Source organism: Psychrobacter sp. AntiMn-1, assembly GCF_001854065.1.
GTDB lineage: Bacteria > Pseudomonadota > Gammaproteobacteria > Pseudomonadales > Moraxellaceae > Psychrobacter > Psychrobacter pacificensis.
The window spans coordinates 487,123-504,068 of the sequence record NZ_CP012969.1 but is presented as its reverse complement, the minus strand read 5'-3'; the positions used below and the strand labels follow the sequence as shown (position 1 = coordinate 504,068).

At 44.0% G+C, this 16,946-nt stretch carries 14 protein-coding genes; 10 read left to right on the top strand and 4 right to left on the bottom strand.

Going from position 1 to position 16,946, the window contains the following annotated elements; all coding sequences use genetic code 11:
* Nucleotides 1–125: 125 nt before the first annotated feature.
* From AOT82_RS02000 to bfr (AOT82_RS01990), 3 genes are all read left to right on the top strand, one after another.
* A complete protein-coding gene (locus AOT82_RS02000; RefSeq protein ID WP_058025142.1) occupies nucleotides 126–317 on the top strand; it encodes a (2Fe-2S)-binding protein in 192 nt (63 codons plus the stop codon).
* A gap of 374 nt (nucleotides 318–691) precedes the next feature.
* Nucleotides 692–1,180: a bacterioferritin gene (gene bfr / locus AOT82_RS01995; RefSeq protein ID WP_071001575.1), complete on the top strand. Its 489-nt coding sequence runs from the start codon at nucleotides 692–694 to the stop codon at nucleotides 1,178–1,180.
* A 62-nt stretch (nucleotides 1,181–1,242) separates the two neighbouring features.
* Nucleotides 1,243–1,725: a bacterioferritin gene (bfr, locus tag AOT82_RS01990; protein ID WP_071001574.1), complete on the top strand. Its 483-nt coding sequence runs from the start codon at nucleotides 1,243–1,245 to the stop codon at nucleotides 1,723–1,725.
* A 156-nt stretch (nucleotides 1,726–1,881) separates the two neighbouring features.
* Here the strand turns inward: bfr (AOT82_RS01990) and AOT82_RS01985 are convergent, their stop codons facing one another.
* Nucleotides 1,882–3,258, bottom strand: a complete 1,377-nt coding sequence (locus AOT82_RS01985; RefSeq protein WP_071001573.1) for a DHA2 family efflux MFS transporter permease subunit — start codon at nucleotides 3,256–3,258, stop codon at nucleotides 1,882–1,884.
* A gap of 504 nt (nucleotides 3,259–3,762) precedes the next feature.
* Here AOT82_RS01985 and yghU point away from each other — a divergent pair.
* The 6 genes from yghU to AOT82_RS01955 all read left to right on the top strand — a co-directional run bounded on the left by yghU (nucleotide 3,763) and on the right by AOT82_RS01955 (nucleotide 13,558).
* Nucleotides 3,763–4,602 carry a glutathione-dependent disulfide-bond oxidoreductase gene (gene yghU, locus AOT82_RS01980; RefSeq protein WP_071001572.1) on the top strand — a complete coding sequence of 280 codons (840 nt, stop codon included), beginning with the start codon at nucleotides 3,763–3,765 and terminating at the stop codon, nucleotides 4,600–4,602.
* Nucleotides 4,603–4,845: 243 nt separating this feature from the next.
* A complete protein-coding gene (locus AOT82_RS01975) occupies nucleotides 4,846–5,931 on the top strand; it encodes a DUF1176 domain-containing protein (RefSeq protein ID WP_083328813.1) in 1,086 nt (361 codons plus the stop codon).
* 565 nt (nucleotides 5,932–6,496) lie between these two features.
* Nucleotides 6,497–8,113 (top strand): DEAD/DEAH box helicase, encoded by a 1,617-nt coding sequence (locus tag AOT82_RS01970; protein ID WP_071001571.1) that lies wholly within the window; start codon nucleotides 6,497–6,499, stop codon nucleotides 8,111–8,113.
* A gap of 264 nt (nucleotides 8,114–8,377) precedes the next feature.
* Nucleotides 8,378–9,622, top strand: a complete 1,245-nt coding sequence (locus AOT82_RS01965) for a DUF819 family protein (protein ID WP_071001570.1) — start codon at nucleotides 8,378–8,380, stop codon at nucleotides 9,620–9,622.
* A gap of 234 nt (nucleotides 9,623–9,856) precedes the next feature.
* Complete coding sequence (gene uvrA, locus AOT82_RS01960) at nucleotides 9,857–12,424, top strand: excinuclease ABC subunit UvrA (RefSeq protein ID WP_071001569.1); 2,568 nt, start codon at nucleotides 9,857–9,859, stop codon at nucleotides 12,422–12,424.
* A 378-nt stretch (nucleotides 12,425–12,802) separates the two neighbouring features.
* Nucleotides 12,803–13,558, top strand: coding sequence for a zinc-dependent peptidase (locus tag AOT82_RS01955; RefSeq protein WP_071001568.1), 756 nt, complete (start codon nucleotides 12,803–12,805; stop codon nucleotides 13,556–13,558).
* Between the two features lie 130 nt (nucleotides 13,559–13,688).
* On the opposite strand, the gene AOT82_RS01950 is transcribed toward AOT82_RS01955, so the two are convergent.
* Nucleotides 13,689–14,357 (bottom strand): hypothetical protein, encoded by a 669-nt coding sequence (locus AOT82_RS01950; RefSeq protein ID WP_071001567.1) that lies wholly within the window; start codon nucleotides 14,355–14,357, stop codon nucleotides 13,689–13,691.
* A 210-nt stretch (nucleotides 14,358–14,567) separates the two neighbouring features.
* Between AOT82_RS01950 and AOT82_RS01945 the strand changes: the two genes are divergently transcribed.
* Complete coding sequence (locus AOT82_RS01945; protein WP_071001566.1) at nucleotides 14,568–15,053, top strand: hypothetical protein; 486 nt, start codon at nucleotides 14,568–14,570, stop codon at nucleotides 15,051–15,053.
* A 396-nt stretch (nucleotides 15,054–15,449) separates the two neighbouring features.
* On the opposite strand, the gene rhuM is transcribed toward AOT82_RS01945, so the two are convergent.
* Nucleotides 15,450–16,454 (bottom strand): RhuM family protein, encoded by a 1,005-nt coding sequence (gene rhuM, locus AOT82_RS01940; protein ID WP_071001565.1) that lies wholly within the window; start codon nucleotides 16,452–16,454, stop codon nucleotides 15,450–15,452.
* A 98-nt stretch (nucleotides 16,455–16,552) separates the two neighbouring features.
* Nucleotides 16,553–16,726 carry a hypothetical protein gene (locus tag AOT82_RS13760; protein WP_156770951.1) on the bottom strand — a complete coding sequence of 58 codons (174 nt, stop codon included), beginning with the start codon at nucleotides 16,724–16,726 and terminating at the stop codon, nucleotides 16,553–16,555.
* Nucleotides 16,727–16,946 lie beyond the last annotated feature (220 nt).

The following is a 16,946-nucleotide window of genomic DNA, read 5'->3' as shown; positions in this document are numbered from 1 at the left end:
CACGACCAAAAAAGTTCCGAATGTTATTGAAAATGATAACAATTATCGTTATTATACTGCATGTAATCAGCGTGATGCTAAGCAAGTAGTCGCTATCAAATAGTGGTAATCAGAGGAGCCAATCCATGTACGTATGTATCTGTAATAACGTCAAAGAAAAGCAAATCCAAGCAGCCATTGCTTCTGGTGTAGATACCCTTGATGGTCTAAAAGACACTCTCGACGTTGCAACTTGCTGTGGATGCTGTGAGCCTATGGTCAATGATTACTTAGACGAACATCACGCAGCACTCGATGTCTTAGCGTATGCAGTATAACTACTTTTAGCTTAGTCGATCTTATCTCTAATCCAACCAAATATATTCAATATATTGCATCTATTCTTTTATTATACATAAGGAGTAAATAGCAGGCGTCCATATAACCTCATAGATATGCCAACATCGCTGCTATCAATATGTATCAAGTATCGTAACTGACAACTGTAGCTAATTACAATTCTCAATTAGCATCTTATTCTTAGTTCACAACATTACATGCCAGGTGACGACTGTATGCTACTATATCTGTCAAAGATTGTAAGACGTTTTATTGATTTGACCCTTTACTGATCAGTTTACGTATTTAGGTATCTTTATATATAAAAATATGAATATATAGATCGGCAAAAACATATAGAGGAGTGTGCATTATGAAAGGCAGTCAAAAAGTTATTGATTATTTAAATTTCTTGTTAGGCGGCGAGCTGGCGGCACGTGACCAGTATTTTATTCACTCAGAGATGTATGCTGAATGGCATTATGGCAAATTGTACGATCGTATCCATCATGAAATGGAAGACGAAACACTACACACACAAGCAATTATTCGTCGCATTCTCATGCTGAGTGGTACACCTAACATGACGATCGATCAGGTCAATATCGGCAGCACGGTTCCTGAGATGCTACAGATTGATCTTGATTTAGAATATAAAGTACAAAAACATCTAAAAGAAGGCATTGCGCTTTGTGAAGCAGAGCACGACTATGTCACACGTGAGATGCTTGTTGAGCAGCTAAAAGATACGGAAGAAGACCATGCGCATTGGCTTGAACAACAGTTACGCTTAATTGACATGATTGGTCTGCCTAATTATCTACAGACCCAGATGGCTGAAGTCACTCCTAATCTTGTTTGATATCATCATAGATACGAATAAAAACTATAGTATTTAATATAAATAAGAAAGGGAGAGAGATTATGAAAGGGGATAAAGAGGTCATTCGTGCATTAAACAAGGTACTTGGTCAATCATTAATTGCGATTAACCAGTATTTCTTGCACGCACGTATCGTCCGTCATTGGGGCTTAGAAGCGCTTAACGACTCACTTTATAAGCAGTCTATCGCTGAGATGAAATGGTCAGATGATTTGATTGCGCGTATCTTGCTGTTAGGTGGTTTACCTAACTTACAGGAATTGGGTAAGGTATTGGTCGGCGAGGATGTGCCAGAAGTGATTGATTGCAACTTGCGTTTAGAAAAACAAAAATTCAGTATCATTACGGATGCGATTACCCTATGCGAGACAAAGTCTGACTATGTGTCTCGTCACCTACTGGTTACGATAAAAGATGGTAATGAAGAATACCAGGATTGGCTAGAGACGCAAGAAGATTTGATAGAAAGTATGGGTGCAGAACGCTATATTCAATCACAAATCAGTGATGATGACGAGCCATAAGTAATTTGTCTTAATTAGCATTCGTCTCAATCAGCAATGAAACAAACTTGCCAGCGTGTGATTGGTTTTTAACCAAAATACACGCTGGCTTTTTACGTTTAGAAACCACTAAAGGCTTATATGCGGCAATCAGCTTTTAAGTATTTACCGAGGTAGTTAGTACAAACCACGCCCATCTTCTGGTTTTAACCGTAAAAAGCCCAATCCTGAGAGAATAGTAAAGCCGCCCAGTATCCAATAAGTGACCTGAAAAGCAAGTAAGGTATCTACTTGAAACCGATCACGTAACAAGTTGAGCAGTGCGGCACCAAAGGCAATACCCAATCCGATTGCCATTTGCTGATTGACGGCCATTAAGCTGTTGCCACTACTGGTCTGTGCCCCTTGTAGATCGCCGATAGTGATGGTATTCATGGCACTGAACTGGATTGAGTTACAAACACCAATCACAATCAGCACCGGAATCATCCATGGCCACTGCGCCGCATCTGAGAACTGTCCTAGTACAATAATCAGTAAACCCAAAATAAGGGTGTTGTATACCAATACCACGCGATAGCTGTAACGCTGGATAATTTTGCTAACAAAGGGTTTTATCCCAAGTGCACCAACTGCAATGGGTGCTAATAACCAGCCTGCCTGCGAAGGTGTGTATTCAAACATGACTTGTAATAGTAATGGTAATAAAAAAGGCACGGCACTGATGCCAATACGCGTGGATAGATTGCCAGTAATACCAATACGAAAAGTGGGCACATTAAAGAGTGTCAAAGAAAATAGCGGCGCAACATGGCGTTTGGCATGCCATACATAGGCTAGTAAAAAACCAATCGATGCGGCAGCTAGCAATAGCGCATTGTAACCGTGACCCACTTTTGAACCCACCTCAACTGTCAAGGTTAAGGCGCACGCACCCAATGCAAACAGCCCAAAACCGACCCAGTCTAAAGACTGCTTATCCCCAAACAGCGCAGGTATGAGTTTTTTGCCAATGACAAACCCCACCACACCCATCGGAATATTGATCAAAAATATCCAGTGCCAACTGGCATATTGGACCAAATACCCGCCAAGCAAGGGTCCAACTAGCGGCGCGACCAAGGCAGGAATCACTGCAAAATTCATTACCGTCAATAACTGATTACGCGGGTAGGACTTTACTAAAATCAAACGCCCAACTGGAGTCATCATAGCGCCGCCAATACCTTGTATCACCCGTGATGCGACCAAAAAATTTAAAGTAGAGGCCATCGCGCACAGCAGTGAGCCGATGCAAAATATCACAATAGCAGAGAGAAAAACGCGGCGCGTACCGTATTTGTCTGCCAAAAACCCACTAATTGGAATAAAAATTGCCAAGGTCAATGCATAGCTGATAACGGCCCACTGCATTTTTAACGGTGACTCATCTAATGCCAAGGCCATCTGCGGCAGTGCGGTGTTCAGGATAGTGGCATCCAGAATTTGCATGAATAGCGCCACTGCTAACACATAGGGTAGGTATTTATTTTGAGCTGGGGTGAGCGTCAGCATGTCAATCCCATTGGATATCTTATTATAAAATCGTGAGGTTCGCGTCTTTACGAACAGATTGCGCGATATAAGTTGAGTAGTATAAGAAAGCTTAGAGGGTAATTAAAGTGCCTCAAGGTAACGAAGCATTATGGCGGGCTTGGGTCATTGAGTGGTATGTCATTAATCACAGCAAAATCGTAACATTGATTACAAGAGAAGACTTTAATATCAGCAGAGGTTATCGTTATAGTAAAGCCTAGCTAACAAATAGCATGGTAATTAATAGAGAAATTAGCATGGCTATAGTGAATTCAGTATAAAAACGATACAGTGCGGCTGGGATAAATTTTTCGCAGCATCGAGTAGCGTAGGCACAGCACGCAAGGAAAATTTATCCCAGTTCCACCGTGATATATAATGTATCTGTTTTATTTAAGATTGACTATATCAAGAAAAACAGTACTAAGATAAGTAAAAGCTAATATGACCAAAAATAATGGCAATAATAACTAAGGATATTTTATGAGTAATGCATCAACCAGTGACACACAAAACGATAAATATGTACCGCCTAAAGTTTGGACACAAGACAAAGACAACGGCGGTAAGTTCGCAAACATCAATCGCCCAACCTCTGGCGCTCGTTATGATAAAGAGCTACCAGTAGGCGATGCTCCGCTACAGCTATACTCACTGAACACACCCAATGGTGTTAAAGTTAATATCTTATTAGAAGAGCTGGCAGAGCTTGGTATTAGCGGTGCTGAGTACGATGCTTATAAAATTGATATCTCGCAAGGTGAACAGTTTGGCTCAGGGTTTGTAGCGATTAACCCTAACTCAAAAATTCCAGCGTTGGTCGATCATTCTGCTGGTACCGCTGGCGAGCCGATTGCTCTTTTTGAGTCGGGCGCTATCTTGATGTATCTGGCAGAAAAATTTGATAGATTCCTACCTTTATCGCTGGGAAAAGCGAGAGCGGATTGTCTGTCGTGGGTGATGTGGCAAATGGGTAGTGCGCCTTTTTTAGGTGGCGGCTTCGGACATTTCTATGCCTATGCACCAGAGCCGTTAGAATATCCAATTAATCGTTACACCATGGAGACTAAACGTCAGCTTGATGTATTAGATACCCATCTAAAAGACAGTGAGTATTTATGCGGTAATGATGAAGCTGATTATAATATTGCCGATATGATTATTTGGGCATGGTATGGACAGTTGGTACTCGGTAAGCTATATGATGCGGCAGAGTTTTTGCAAGTACAAGACTACAAACACATACAGCGCTGGGCGAAAAAAATTGCTGAGAGACCTGCCGTCAAGCGTGCTGTGGAGCTAGAACTAAAGCCAATCGATTAATTATTAGCACGAGCATCATTTAATTATTTTCAATGACATTTAGGCTGGTAAGTTTAAGTTACGCACTTATCGGCTTATTTTTATTATATTTAAAATAATAAATATAAAATTGATGACCACTTTCTTTTGTATTTACATAATGGTACATTAGCACAACAGATAGAAACATTAAAGCGTTAAGATAACCGCTTATCACCGTGACAGACAGGTGTTTATACTTATTTGATTGATGAGTAATGGATTATGAAACACAATAATAAAATGCGCTTACCTATGCTTGCAGCAGTTAGTATGGCTTTGTTTGGTACAGCGAGTATGGTGAACGCCAAAACTGAGTTTACCAGCCAAGATTGGCAGGTGGTCTGTGATAATACCCGTACTTGTCGGATAGCAGGCTATCAAGCAGAAAATAATAGTGAATTTCCTGTCTCTGTCTTATTGACCCGCCGTGCAGGGGCAAACGCCGCTGTAGATGGCAAAGTCAAGCTTGGTGGTACCAAAGACAGCTCCTCTAAAGCCTTAATGCAATTAGGTAACCGTCACCGGATATCACTATTTATTAACGATCGAAATTATGGTGAAACCAAGCCGTATTCTGCAGCCGCAGGCAGTGCTGAGCTAACCCAAGCGCAAGTTACCGCCTTAGTTAGCGCCCTTCAGCGATCAAGCAAAATCACATTCGCATTACGTAACTCGCGCTGGCAACTCTCAGACAGAGGAGCTAGTGCGGTCATGTTAAAGGCCGATGATGTCCAAGGACGCGTGGGTACGCCAAGTGCGCTGATGAACCATGATAATGCGACCAAATCTAATAGTAATGTCTTACCCCCTAAAGCAGTACCTGTACTACGTTTTGTAGAGCCTGCCGGAAAATCTGATACCAATAATAGCAAAAAGTTTGTGATGAGATCTTCTCAATTGGTATCCCTAATGAAACGAACCATGAAAGATGCCGATGCTGACTGCCCAAATCTATCAGACAAGTCACCTTGGCGTGTCAGTCGCCTAAATGATTCACAGCTGCTCGCACAGCATGATTGTTGGACAGCTGCTTACAATGTGGGTAGTGGGGTGTGGGTGATCAATGATAGCAAACCTTACAAGCCGACATTGGTCACGACTAGCGCCACCAATTACGACAAAGGTAAGCTTAGCTCAGTACAAAAAGGTCGCGGTATTGGCGACTGTATGAGTCAAGTCGATTGGGTGTGGACGGGCCGCGCGTTTGAGAAAAGCCATGAAAGCACCACTGGACTGTGCCGTCTTATTGAAGCGGGCGGGGCATGGCAGCTGCCGACTTATGTCACGGATGTTAAAGTAGTCAAATAATCACCGATTTTTTGTTGAATGAGACGTTTAGCATGCTCAATAGAGGACTTATTCGGGCTATTTACTTAGTAATTGAATAAATGGCTACACATAATTTTTTATTGTGCTATACTGCGTCGCCACGCAAGCTTAGGCTTTCGTGAATTATGAGATTGATAACATCGCCTGCGATTTTGGGTCTAGGATGACCATAAGTAATTGTTGCCGATGATTTTGTGTACTTAAATAACGTCTTAAACATATCAGTTATTTTTGACTCATATCTTATCTACTGACCTATATAGGGTCTAGATTGGTTGCTGTTTGCGATTATCTGCTTTGGACAAAGCATTGATAATGCGCGTATATCAAGCATGGATAAGACACTCGGCACTACCACCAAAATACGTCAGACAGCACGAACGCATTTATTATAAAGACGCTAAGCTCTAATGGCTTGGTTTCTGATTATCGACACTTTTATGTTGCTCGGTAACCTTTAATAAAAGCAGCGTAATGAACGGTTATCAGTGGTATGCATCAAGTTTGCTGAATTTACAGCAGCTTATACTTACCAAGGATTCCTATGACTGACATCTTATCTGCAATTGCCGCTGAAAACGGTATCATCGAAAGCAACGACACTACTGCAAACACTGACACCTCTAACAATGACGCTACTGCTCAAGCAGCAACAGATGCGGCCTCAGAAGACAAAACAACCTTTAGCGATCTTAATATTGCCAAGCCGATTTTGACCGCGCTTGATCGCATCGGTTATACCAATCCAACCCCTATCCAAGAACAAGCCATTCCGTTTGCACTAGCCGGCCGTGACCTTTTATTGTCAGCGCAAACAGGTAGTGGTAAAACAGCAGCATTCGTAATCCCAGTACTCGATCGCTTAAGCCGTGCCACCAGCTTTGATAAACTGACCAAAGCACTTATCCTAACGCCAACGCGCGAGCTTGCTCAGCAGGTGCATGACAGCGTACGCACGTATTCAAAAGACATGCGCGGTTTGTTCTGCGTGCCCTTGGTCGGCGGCGCGCCTTACAACGGTCAAATCACCGCCCTACGTAAAGGTGTACAGGTCATCGTCGCCACGCCTGGTCGTTTGCTTGACCATATAAAAGCAGGCCGTGTGGATTTATCAAACCTTGAAGTGTTGGTACTAGATGAAGCGGACCGTATGCTAGACATGGGTTTTGCTGATGACATCAGTGATATCTTAAGCGCCGCGCCAATCGATCGTCAGACGATCATGTGTTCAGCAACTTGGGATGGCCCAGTCGGTAAAATCGCTGCCAGCTTCACTAAGAACCCTGAGCGCGTATCAATCAAAGTAGAATCTGCACACATCGAAGAAAAAGTGTACTACTGTGATGATTTTGATCACAAAAACCGCTTGCTTGACAAAATCGTTTGCCAACAAGAGATGGATCAAATCATTATCTTTGCTGCAACCAAACGTAGCACTGAAAAATTGGCAAAACAACTACAAGAAGCGGGTCATAAAGCAAGCTTCCTACATGGTGACCTGCCACAGAGCAAGCGTAACCGCATCGTTCAAGATTTGCGTAATGGTAAGGTAAAAATCTTAGTAGCGACTGACGTTGCTGCCCGTGGTCTTGACGTGCCAGCCATCTCGCACGTCATCAACTATGATTTACCACGTCAGACTGAAGATTACGTCCACCGTATTGGTCGTTGTGGCCGTGCTGGCCGTACTGGTGTGGCTATCAGCCTATGCAGCATGGACGATCGTCCACAATTGGCCGCCATCAACCGTTACTTAGATCGCAAGATGGAAGTGTGCGTTATCGAAGGCATGGAGCCTAAGAAAACCTACGTACCAAGCGAAAACAAAGGACGCGGGCGTGGCCGTGGTCGCGGACGCTCAAGCGGTGGTTATGCTGGCAAGTCTACTGGCGGTGGCCGTGTTCGCTCAAACGATCGCGCAGCAACAGGCCAGCGCGCCAGCAATGATAGTGGATACCAAGGCCAAGGTGCTGGCAAGTCACGTGATTCATCAGGTAAGCCAAAAGACCGTTTTGGTGGTAAACCATATCAGGGCAAGCGCGGTGACCGTGCAGCTACAGGCCGTGGTCGTCCAAGTGGCAGCCAAGGTCGCCCAGCAAATCGTTCTGACAGCCGTGGTCAAGGTCGTCCAAACGGTGGCAACCGTGGTAAAAACTCATAATATCGCTATAACGAACGATTAAAGCTACTAATTACTAATTCATTAATCGTCTAAAGTAGTAAAAAGCCAGATACTTGTTATCTGGCTTTTTTGTGTGTGACCCATTGTTCGCTGATGGTATAGTTAAGCTTTTGCAGGCATGACTAACTATGATTCGTTTAGAGCTCAGCAGTTATTAAGATCATTGACATGGCTGCTTGCACGAGTTTTTTAGCTTGTCTATACTGATTCACTTTTGCCAGTTGTTTGCCTCGGAGCGCCTTGATGCCTACTACCTCCTCTTTAGCAATTGATAGCCTGCCATTAGCTTTCGGTATCATTATGGCAATCATTGGCCTAGTATTCTATACCCAAGGTTTGCCGGGTAAATTCTGGCGACGGTTTTATGCGGTATTGCCCGGTATTGTGCTGTGCTGCTTTATACCTGCTACTTTAAATAGCTTAGGGATGTTCGCCGATGGGGTGGGTTCACAGATTTATGGATTTACCGCGACGTATCTGCTGCCAGCCAGTTTGCTATTGATGACCTTATCCATGGATGTTCCCAAAATACTAGGATTAGGTTGGAAAGCGATTGCCATGTTCTTTGCCGCCAGTATCGCTATTGTTATTAGCGGTCCCATTAGTTTAGGAATAGCTAAGTGGGTATCGCCTGAAATGTTCCTCGATGATACATTATGGCGTGGATTTTCAGCCGTGGCAGGCAGTTGGATCGGCGGTGCAGCTAACCAAGCGGCAATGAAAGAGCTGTTTGGGGTCAGTGATGATTTGTTTGGCATGATGATCTTGGTGGATGCCACCAATGCCTCATTGTGGTTACTCGCAATCTTGGTGATGGCAAAACACAGCGCAAAGATCGATCGATTCTTGCGCGCTGATACCAGTAGTATTGATAAAGTCATTAAAGCCGTCGAAAGCTATGAGCGCGATCATGCCCGTCCAGCCACCATTAATGATTTGATGGTGATGTTTGGCTTGTGCTTTGCCATGGTAGGAGTGGCGCACTTTGTTGGTGGACAAATTGCTGACTTTTTTGCCCCATATAAATGGGCGGTGCAATATAGTTTTGCCAGTTCATTCTTTTGGATGGTGGTCATTATTACTCTGTTAGGCGTCATTTTTTCTTTTACTAAGATTCGCAGACTCGACCATGTGGGCGCGTCCAAAATGGGTACCGTATTTATCTTCGTGCTGATTGCCGCGATTGGTATGCAGATTAATTTGGCAGGTATTGTCTCGCAGTGGCGGCTATTGCTTATCGGCTTTTTATGGATGAGTATCCATGTGGTGATTATCTTTGGGGTTGCCAGACTTATCCGTGCGCCGTTTTTCTTTTTGGCGGTAGGTTCTAATGCCAATACAGGTGGCGCATCGTCGGCACCGATCGTCGCGACGGCTTTTCATCCATCGCTTGCGCCTGTTGGCGTGTTTTTGGGTATTATGGGCTATGCGGTGGGTACGTTTGGCGGGTATATCAGTACCCAATTGATGCGCTTGGTAGTGGGTTAGTGTTTAGGTTATCCATATTCTGATAGCATTTTTTCCTCAAAAAACCTGCAATGATTGCGGGTTTTTTTATTATAAGGTGCCTAATGACTTAAGTTGTCGTTTTGTCTATCGATGCTATTGATACGTAAGCTTTGCCACACCCCTGCATGAGTACGTGTTAACCTTCCTGCTACTCAGATGAATAATAATAAATACATTAGCAATAAATAGTGTCTCAATAGGAAAAATAGCGTCATGGCCAATCCAAAACAATTAGAAGCAACAGAAAATAAGACAAGTATCGTCAAGAACGCTCTATACAACCCTAATCAAGAAAATATTCAGGTCAGAGGTGCGCGTGTTCATAATTTAAAGAACGTCGATGTGGATTTACCGCGCAATGCCTTAGTGGTCTTTACGGGTATATCTGGATCGGGAAAATCATCACTGGCATTTGGTACGCTATTTGCCGAGTCACAGCGGCGCTATCTTGATTCAGTATCGCCTTATGCCAGAAGGCTCATCGATCAGGTTGATGAACCCGATGTCGATACTATAGAAGGGTTACCGCCAGCAGTTGCCTTACAGCAGCAGCGGGGTACGCCGTCAGTACGCTCGTCCGTCGGTAGTGTAACAACCATATCTAATGGTCTTCGTATGTTATACTCACGAGCCGGAGAGTATCCCGCCGGCCAAGAGATGCTGTATGCCGATGCGTTCTCGCCCAATACGCCAGATGGTGCCTGTCCCACGTGTTCAGGTATCGGCCGTGTATTTGAGGTCACCGAGGATCTGCTGGTACCAGATAATACCAAAAGCATTCGCGAGCGAGCTATTGCCGCATGGCCACCGGCATGGCAAGGTCAAAACCTGAGCCGTATATTGACCACGCTCGGCTATGATATTGATAAACCTTGGCACACCCTGCCAAAGAAGACCCGCGACTGGATCTTGTTTACCGATGAGACACCAACAGTGCCTGTTTATCCTGAGTATGATATAGAACAGACACGGGAGGCCATTGAGAAAGGGGAAAAGCCAAACTATATGGGTACGTTTACCAGTGCCAAAAACTTTGTTTTGCATTCTTTTGCCACCACTCAAAGCCCGCGCACCAAGAAACGCGTGTCGCAATTTATGCAGATATCCGAGTGTCCAGAATGTCACGGCAAAAAACTTAAGAAAGAATCACTGTCGGTTAAATTTGCAGGACTCGATATCGGTGAGCTGTCACAGCTTACATTGACGGACATGGCCCAAAAACTTGAGAAAACAGCGCATACCAAGATAGCTGATGATACACCAAACCGCGAAAAAGCCATCGTTGCCCAGCGTATTGCCAGTGATATTCTCTCTCGTATTGAGGCACTAACAAGGCTTGGGCTCGGTTATCTGTCACTTGAGCGTACCACACCAACACTATCGCCTGGTGAGCTACAGCGATTGCGATTAGCGACCCAGATTCGCTCGCAACTGTTTGGCGTGGTTTATGTCCTTGATGAGCCATCAGCAGGTCTGCACCCTGCTGACACGCAGGCGCTACTTGGGGCGCTAGATGAGTTGATCGCATCTGGTAACTCGGTGTTTGTGGTTGAGCACGACGTGAGTGTGATTGGGCATGCTGATTGGGTGGTCGATGTCGGGCCACAGGCTGGCACGCATGGCGGCGAGATTGTCTATAGTGGGCCTGTAGAAGGGCTACGTGAGGTTGCGCAGTCGCATACGGGTCAATATCTCTTTGCTAACGACACGGCGAATCATCAGTCAAAATCTGACACAAGGCAACCGACAGCGTGGCTGAAACTCGCAAATATCGAGCGCAATAATATAATCGGCTTGGATGTTGAGTTTCCGCTTGGGGTGATGACTAGTGTCACGGGTGTCTCAGGGTCAGGTAAGTCGAGTCTTATCAGCCAAGCATTGGTAGAGCTTATCAGTGAAGTATTGGGGCAAAAGACGGTTACTGAAGCGCCTGTAGGTGAGGCAGATTTGCTTGAGCAAGAGCTTGAGACAGTCACTGGTGGTGAAATCGTCGCTGGCATGGAGCAAGTCCGTCGTCTTATTAATATCAATCAAAAGGCGATTGGGCGGACACCGCGCTCAAACCTAGCAACCTATACAGGATTGTTCGATGATGTGCGTAAGCTGTTTGCCGCAACTAAGCAAGCAAAAGCACATGGCTATGACGCTGGACGTTTCTCGTTTAACACCAAAAAAGGCCGCTGTCCAAATTGTGAAGGTTTGGGTTTTGTCAGTGTGGAGCTGCTATTTTTACCAAGTGTCTATGCACCTTGCCAGGTCTGTCACGGGCAACGCTATGATGAAGAAACACTTACCATCACGTATCGAGATAAAAACATTGCTGAAGTATTAAATTTAACCGTTGAAGCGGCTCATGAGTTCTTTGTTGATGAAGCGCCTATCTTGCGCGCATTGGATGCGTTGCTGCAAGTGGGGCTTGGCTACTTACGTTTGGGGCAGCCCGCCACTGAGTTGTCAGGGGGTGAAGCACAGCGTATTAAGCTTGCCACTGAACTACAACGCACGCAACGAGGCGATACGCTCTATATCTTAGATGAGCCAACCACAGGTTTACATCCTGCTGATGTATCCATGCTGATGACGCAATTAAACGGTTTGGTCGATGCGGGGAACACCGTCATCATGGTTGAGCATGATATGCAAGTGGCCAGCAATAGCGACTGGGTGATTGATATGGGGCCAGGGGCAGGTGATGAGGGCGGGTTAATTGTCGCTCAAGGTACGCCAGAAGACGTGGCCCAATCAGAAGACAGTCGCACCGCACCGTTTTTATTGGTGTGATTTTATTGATGTGACGACCAGTTTTCAAATTGGGTCTAAGAGTGAAGGGTATCCCCAATAATTATCAGGGCATTTGGGCAATTCAACTAACGTGCGACGCAACGCATCTGACCATTGATGACGGATGGTATTAAAGTACTCATCACCCTCATCAATACGGCGACCTTTGGGTAAGATTAAACTGTCATTACAGTTAGGCTTACAATATCAATTTTAAAACATAATGTATGGATGACAGTCTGCGCCGCTCAGTAATGTATTTATGAGCGGCGTTTTTATACATTTTAATATAGTAATTATCATGGCGTGCTACTGGTTATCGCTATAATATACGTAGAACGGCTGGCCTATATACTAAGAAGAATAGGGATAAAGTGTATGTTTGACATCATAAAAGACTGGCGTGAGCAGCGTATATTGGACAACAGCAAGTTCACGCATGAAGACTGGGCGCGGGCGGCTGAGTGTATCATGATATTGGATAGGTTGACTGAAGACGAGCTAAGCCGCTTGTTTGACTTGGCGACTTTGTTTTTGGATGATAAGTCGATTGTGGGTGCACAAGGTTTTGAGATTACTAATGCGGTCAGACAATCCATTGCACTACAGGCGTGCTTGCCTATCTTAAACCTCAGCCTTGAGTGGTATAGCGGTTGGTCATCTATTATTATTTATCAAGGTTCGTACAAAAGTGAGAGTACAACGGTAGATGAATTTGGTATCGTCCATGAGGGCAGTCAGCACCGTAGTGGGGAAGCATGGCAGCGAGGTCCTGTCATTCTCTCATGGAAGGATGCCAAGCACTCAGGTGAGCGTGACGGACACAATGTGGTGATTCACGAGTTTGTGCATAAGCTTGATATGATGAATGGCCGCGCTAATGGCTTTCCACCGATGCAGCCTGACATGGATCCTGCACGTTGGACACAAATCATGTCGCGAGATTTCGAAGACTTTCAAACGCATCGTAAGTCAGGTTTAGATCGTTATGGTGCGACCAATCCTGCCGAGTTTTTTGCGGTATTGAGCGAAGTATTTTTTGAGACGCCGCAAAAGCTAGTGGATGCTTATCCTGACATTTACGATATTATGGTGAAGTTTTTTAAGCAAAGTCCACTTCAGCCAAAAGCATAAAGTAAAATATATATCAAAAATTAAATATAATTCAATATGATAAAGAGACAAAAAGGGCAGTGCTTCATATATGACGCATTGCCCTTGTTTAATATAATTTATCTGACCATAAAGATGCTTACGCTGTTATTTAAACCGTCCACTGATCGTTAACGACAGCGACGAGATAACGCTTACCCTGATACTCATCAAACACCAAGCGCAACACCCGCCAGTCTAAACCGCTGTATTCATCACTACCTTTATAGTAAAACTCAACGACATCAGAGTTTTGATATATTTTATTTAGGTTATTGATGCTATTGCCACTTTTTTGAAACTCATTGACGCTAAGGGTAGCGTCATTAAAGGTTTTGGCCTTTACCCAAGTGTCTAGGTACTCTGGTAGCGGTATGATTAATGGCTCACCAGAGCCGTCACGTTCACCCCAAGTAAAGCGGATTTTGGACTGCTGCAAATACTGTGCATATTGCGCGCGGCTAAAAACCTTGTCTGACTCAGGGCGCACGTAGGCATACATCGAAAAACGGACGCCACGTGTGGGATGAATATCATCAGTAATTCTAGCAAAATCCTTATTGGCGAGTGCCCGCTGTATACGCAACGCTTGCTGCTTTAGGGTTTGTTGACTGATATCAGTACTTATAGCCGTTGCTGAGGTGCTGGTAGGTTGAGCGACAATCGCTTCGCTGGACTCAGAAGCGGACTGGCAGCCAGTCGCGGTCAAAGCAAGCAATAAAAGGCTACTAGAGGCCAATGCCGCAGATTTCTCCTTGAAAAAGGTAGGTAGTATTATCATAAAAGCATCCTTACCACAGTTATTAGTGAAATAAACGTCACGATAAGCCACTAAAAGTTGTCATCACAATAGATAAAAGAGCATAAAAGCGCTATGTAATCGGAATTTTGATGAGTGAACCTGAATGATACGATAATACAGCAGAGTCGTTATATGGCTATGATGTAATAGACCGTAACACTTATAAGATAAAAGCTCGTAGAGAACGACATGCCAACATACAAATCGCTGATATTACTATCAACCATAGCACTGACAACTGTCGGTACTGCCACAGCAGATGTGACAAAAGCATTTCAGAAACAAGCTGCTGTGGCTGATATGAAAATCACGACCATCACAAAAATGTACCAACAAGATATCGATGACCAAGGTATGAGTAATCCTATAGTGCTACAGCAATATGCCAATGCTGATTTACAAGCAGCCATGCAGCTAGAACAAGATTACTTTGATAAAAATCAAACGTCCTGCAATGTTGATTATGATGTGCTGTGGGATTCTCAAGACCCTGATTATACTCAAGACAAGAAGTTTTCGATGACTGATAAAGGATTGGTTAAAGTCAGCTTGGCGCAAGGTAGCAATATTTATTATGATTTGACATGCAATGATAAAGATTGCCAAATCGCAGATGTTAGCTTAAATGAAGATGGTGGAACTTTGAGTAAGCATTTGCTTGAAACTTGTCGTTAGTAGAAAACTGAATTGATATTAAAAATGTCAGCGCCAAGCTATTTTAAATTTAAAAATACGCAGTTAAATATAGAAACGATATGACGCAGATTGATATTTACTCTTATACTGAAACCGCCGGTATGTTTTCGCATAATGTATATTATGTTAAATAAGACATCTCGAGTAATTTATTTATGGAACCCATGATACTATCACAGCATAAATAAACTCTTATTTGATTAAGTTGTTAGCTATTAGAATTTAAAGATATTCTATCTAGCACTGCTCAATAGAATACTTTCTTGCTCCACATAAACAATCACCGTATAGAAAGACAGACACTATCCTTAATATCTGTCTTTCTATACGATGATACGAATCACAAAATAAAGCCAATCATAGTTATAATCGTTATCAGTTTTCTAACGACAGCATATTCATAATTAGCTTGATCAAAGTTTCTTTTTGACTGGGGTCAGACTCAGCAACCAATAAGGTTAACGCGGCAAGTCCAGTATCATTAATCACTGTATCGCCTTTACTGTCAAGTAGGCGCTGATTGCGATGCAAAAAGTCGATAAATAAAAATGCGCCGCTACGCTTATTACCATCAGTAAAGACGTGATTTTTGACCATAAAATAGAGTAAATGCGCCGCCTTGCTCTCAATTGTCGGATAAGCTGGCTCACCAAACACCGTTTGCTCTAATGTCGCCAAGATACTGTCCAAGCCATCGCCGCGCGGTTTGGCAAACAATACTGTCGCCTCACCTCGTGCTATCAGCTGCGCCTTTAGATGCGTGAGCGCTGCCATGGCCTCAACTGTACTGGGCAGAATACCGCCTGCCTGTCCTACTGGCGCATTGAGCAAGCCTTCGTCATAACGCTGTAACCACAAAAACGTCTGTGTGTAGCGGCTGATAATCTCAATGAGTCCGCGCCCTTCATCGGTGTGTAGCTCGGGGCTTTGGGCAGTTTTTTTGATGAGGGCTAGGGCTTGCTGTAGCTCGGCGGCGTTTTTGTCAAAGCGTTGTTCATTGATGGCATAGCCTTGTAGTAAGTACTCACGCAAACGCTGAGTCGCCCATATCCGAAACTGCGTGCCTTTTTTGGAATTGACCCGATAACCCACCGAGATAATGGCATCTAGATTATAAAAACGAATCTTACGGCGTACTTGGCGCGACCCTTCTTGGCGAACTACCGAGGATTCCTCGGTAGTTGCTGTTTGATCTAATTCGCCTTCTTTGTAAATGTTTTTTAGATGTAGTCCTATGGTATCTGAATCTTTGTCAAACAAGGTTGCCATTTGCGCTTGCGACAGCCACAGCGTCTCCTGCTCTAGGCGAATCTCAATCTGCGTTTGCCCATCATCGGTGGTGTATATTTCAAACTGATTGTCAGTGTTGGTGATGTCCAATTATGCCTCCTTTACCATGGCGACAGCATCTGTTCTAATACCGATACTACCAGCCAATACCTAAGACAAGCTATTTTATTAATTCTATAAAAAGCTCATTATTCAGTGGCAGTGGTTTTTTGATCGGTTTGCGCTGTCACAATAAGGCCTTCACCCCATACAAATAAAGTATCGGCTTTCTGCTGAGGGTGATGAGCGCCTACTCGCTCAAACTGAGCAAATAACCATTGTCTAACCTCCCTTTTGTGTTGATTGGCGATTTGATGCGGCATAGACTCAGCAGCTTAATATTCGGCGCACGCATTGATAAACATACATCCGTGAAAACCCTCTGATGAGCTCCAGTCGGTCAAAAATCCCAAACAGCTCCTAGCAACGTCTTCTGCTGGTTTGACATCCCATTTCTCACAATAACCTTTTAATTGCATCATAAACATCTGGTGATGATAGTGGCTTGGTGGCACACTTGCTACTGCATCCTTGCAGTGGTAC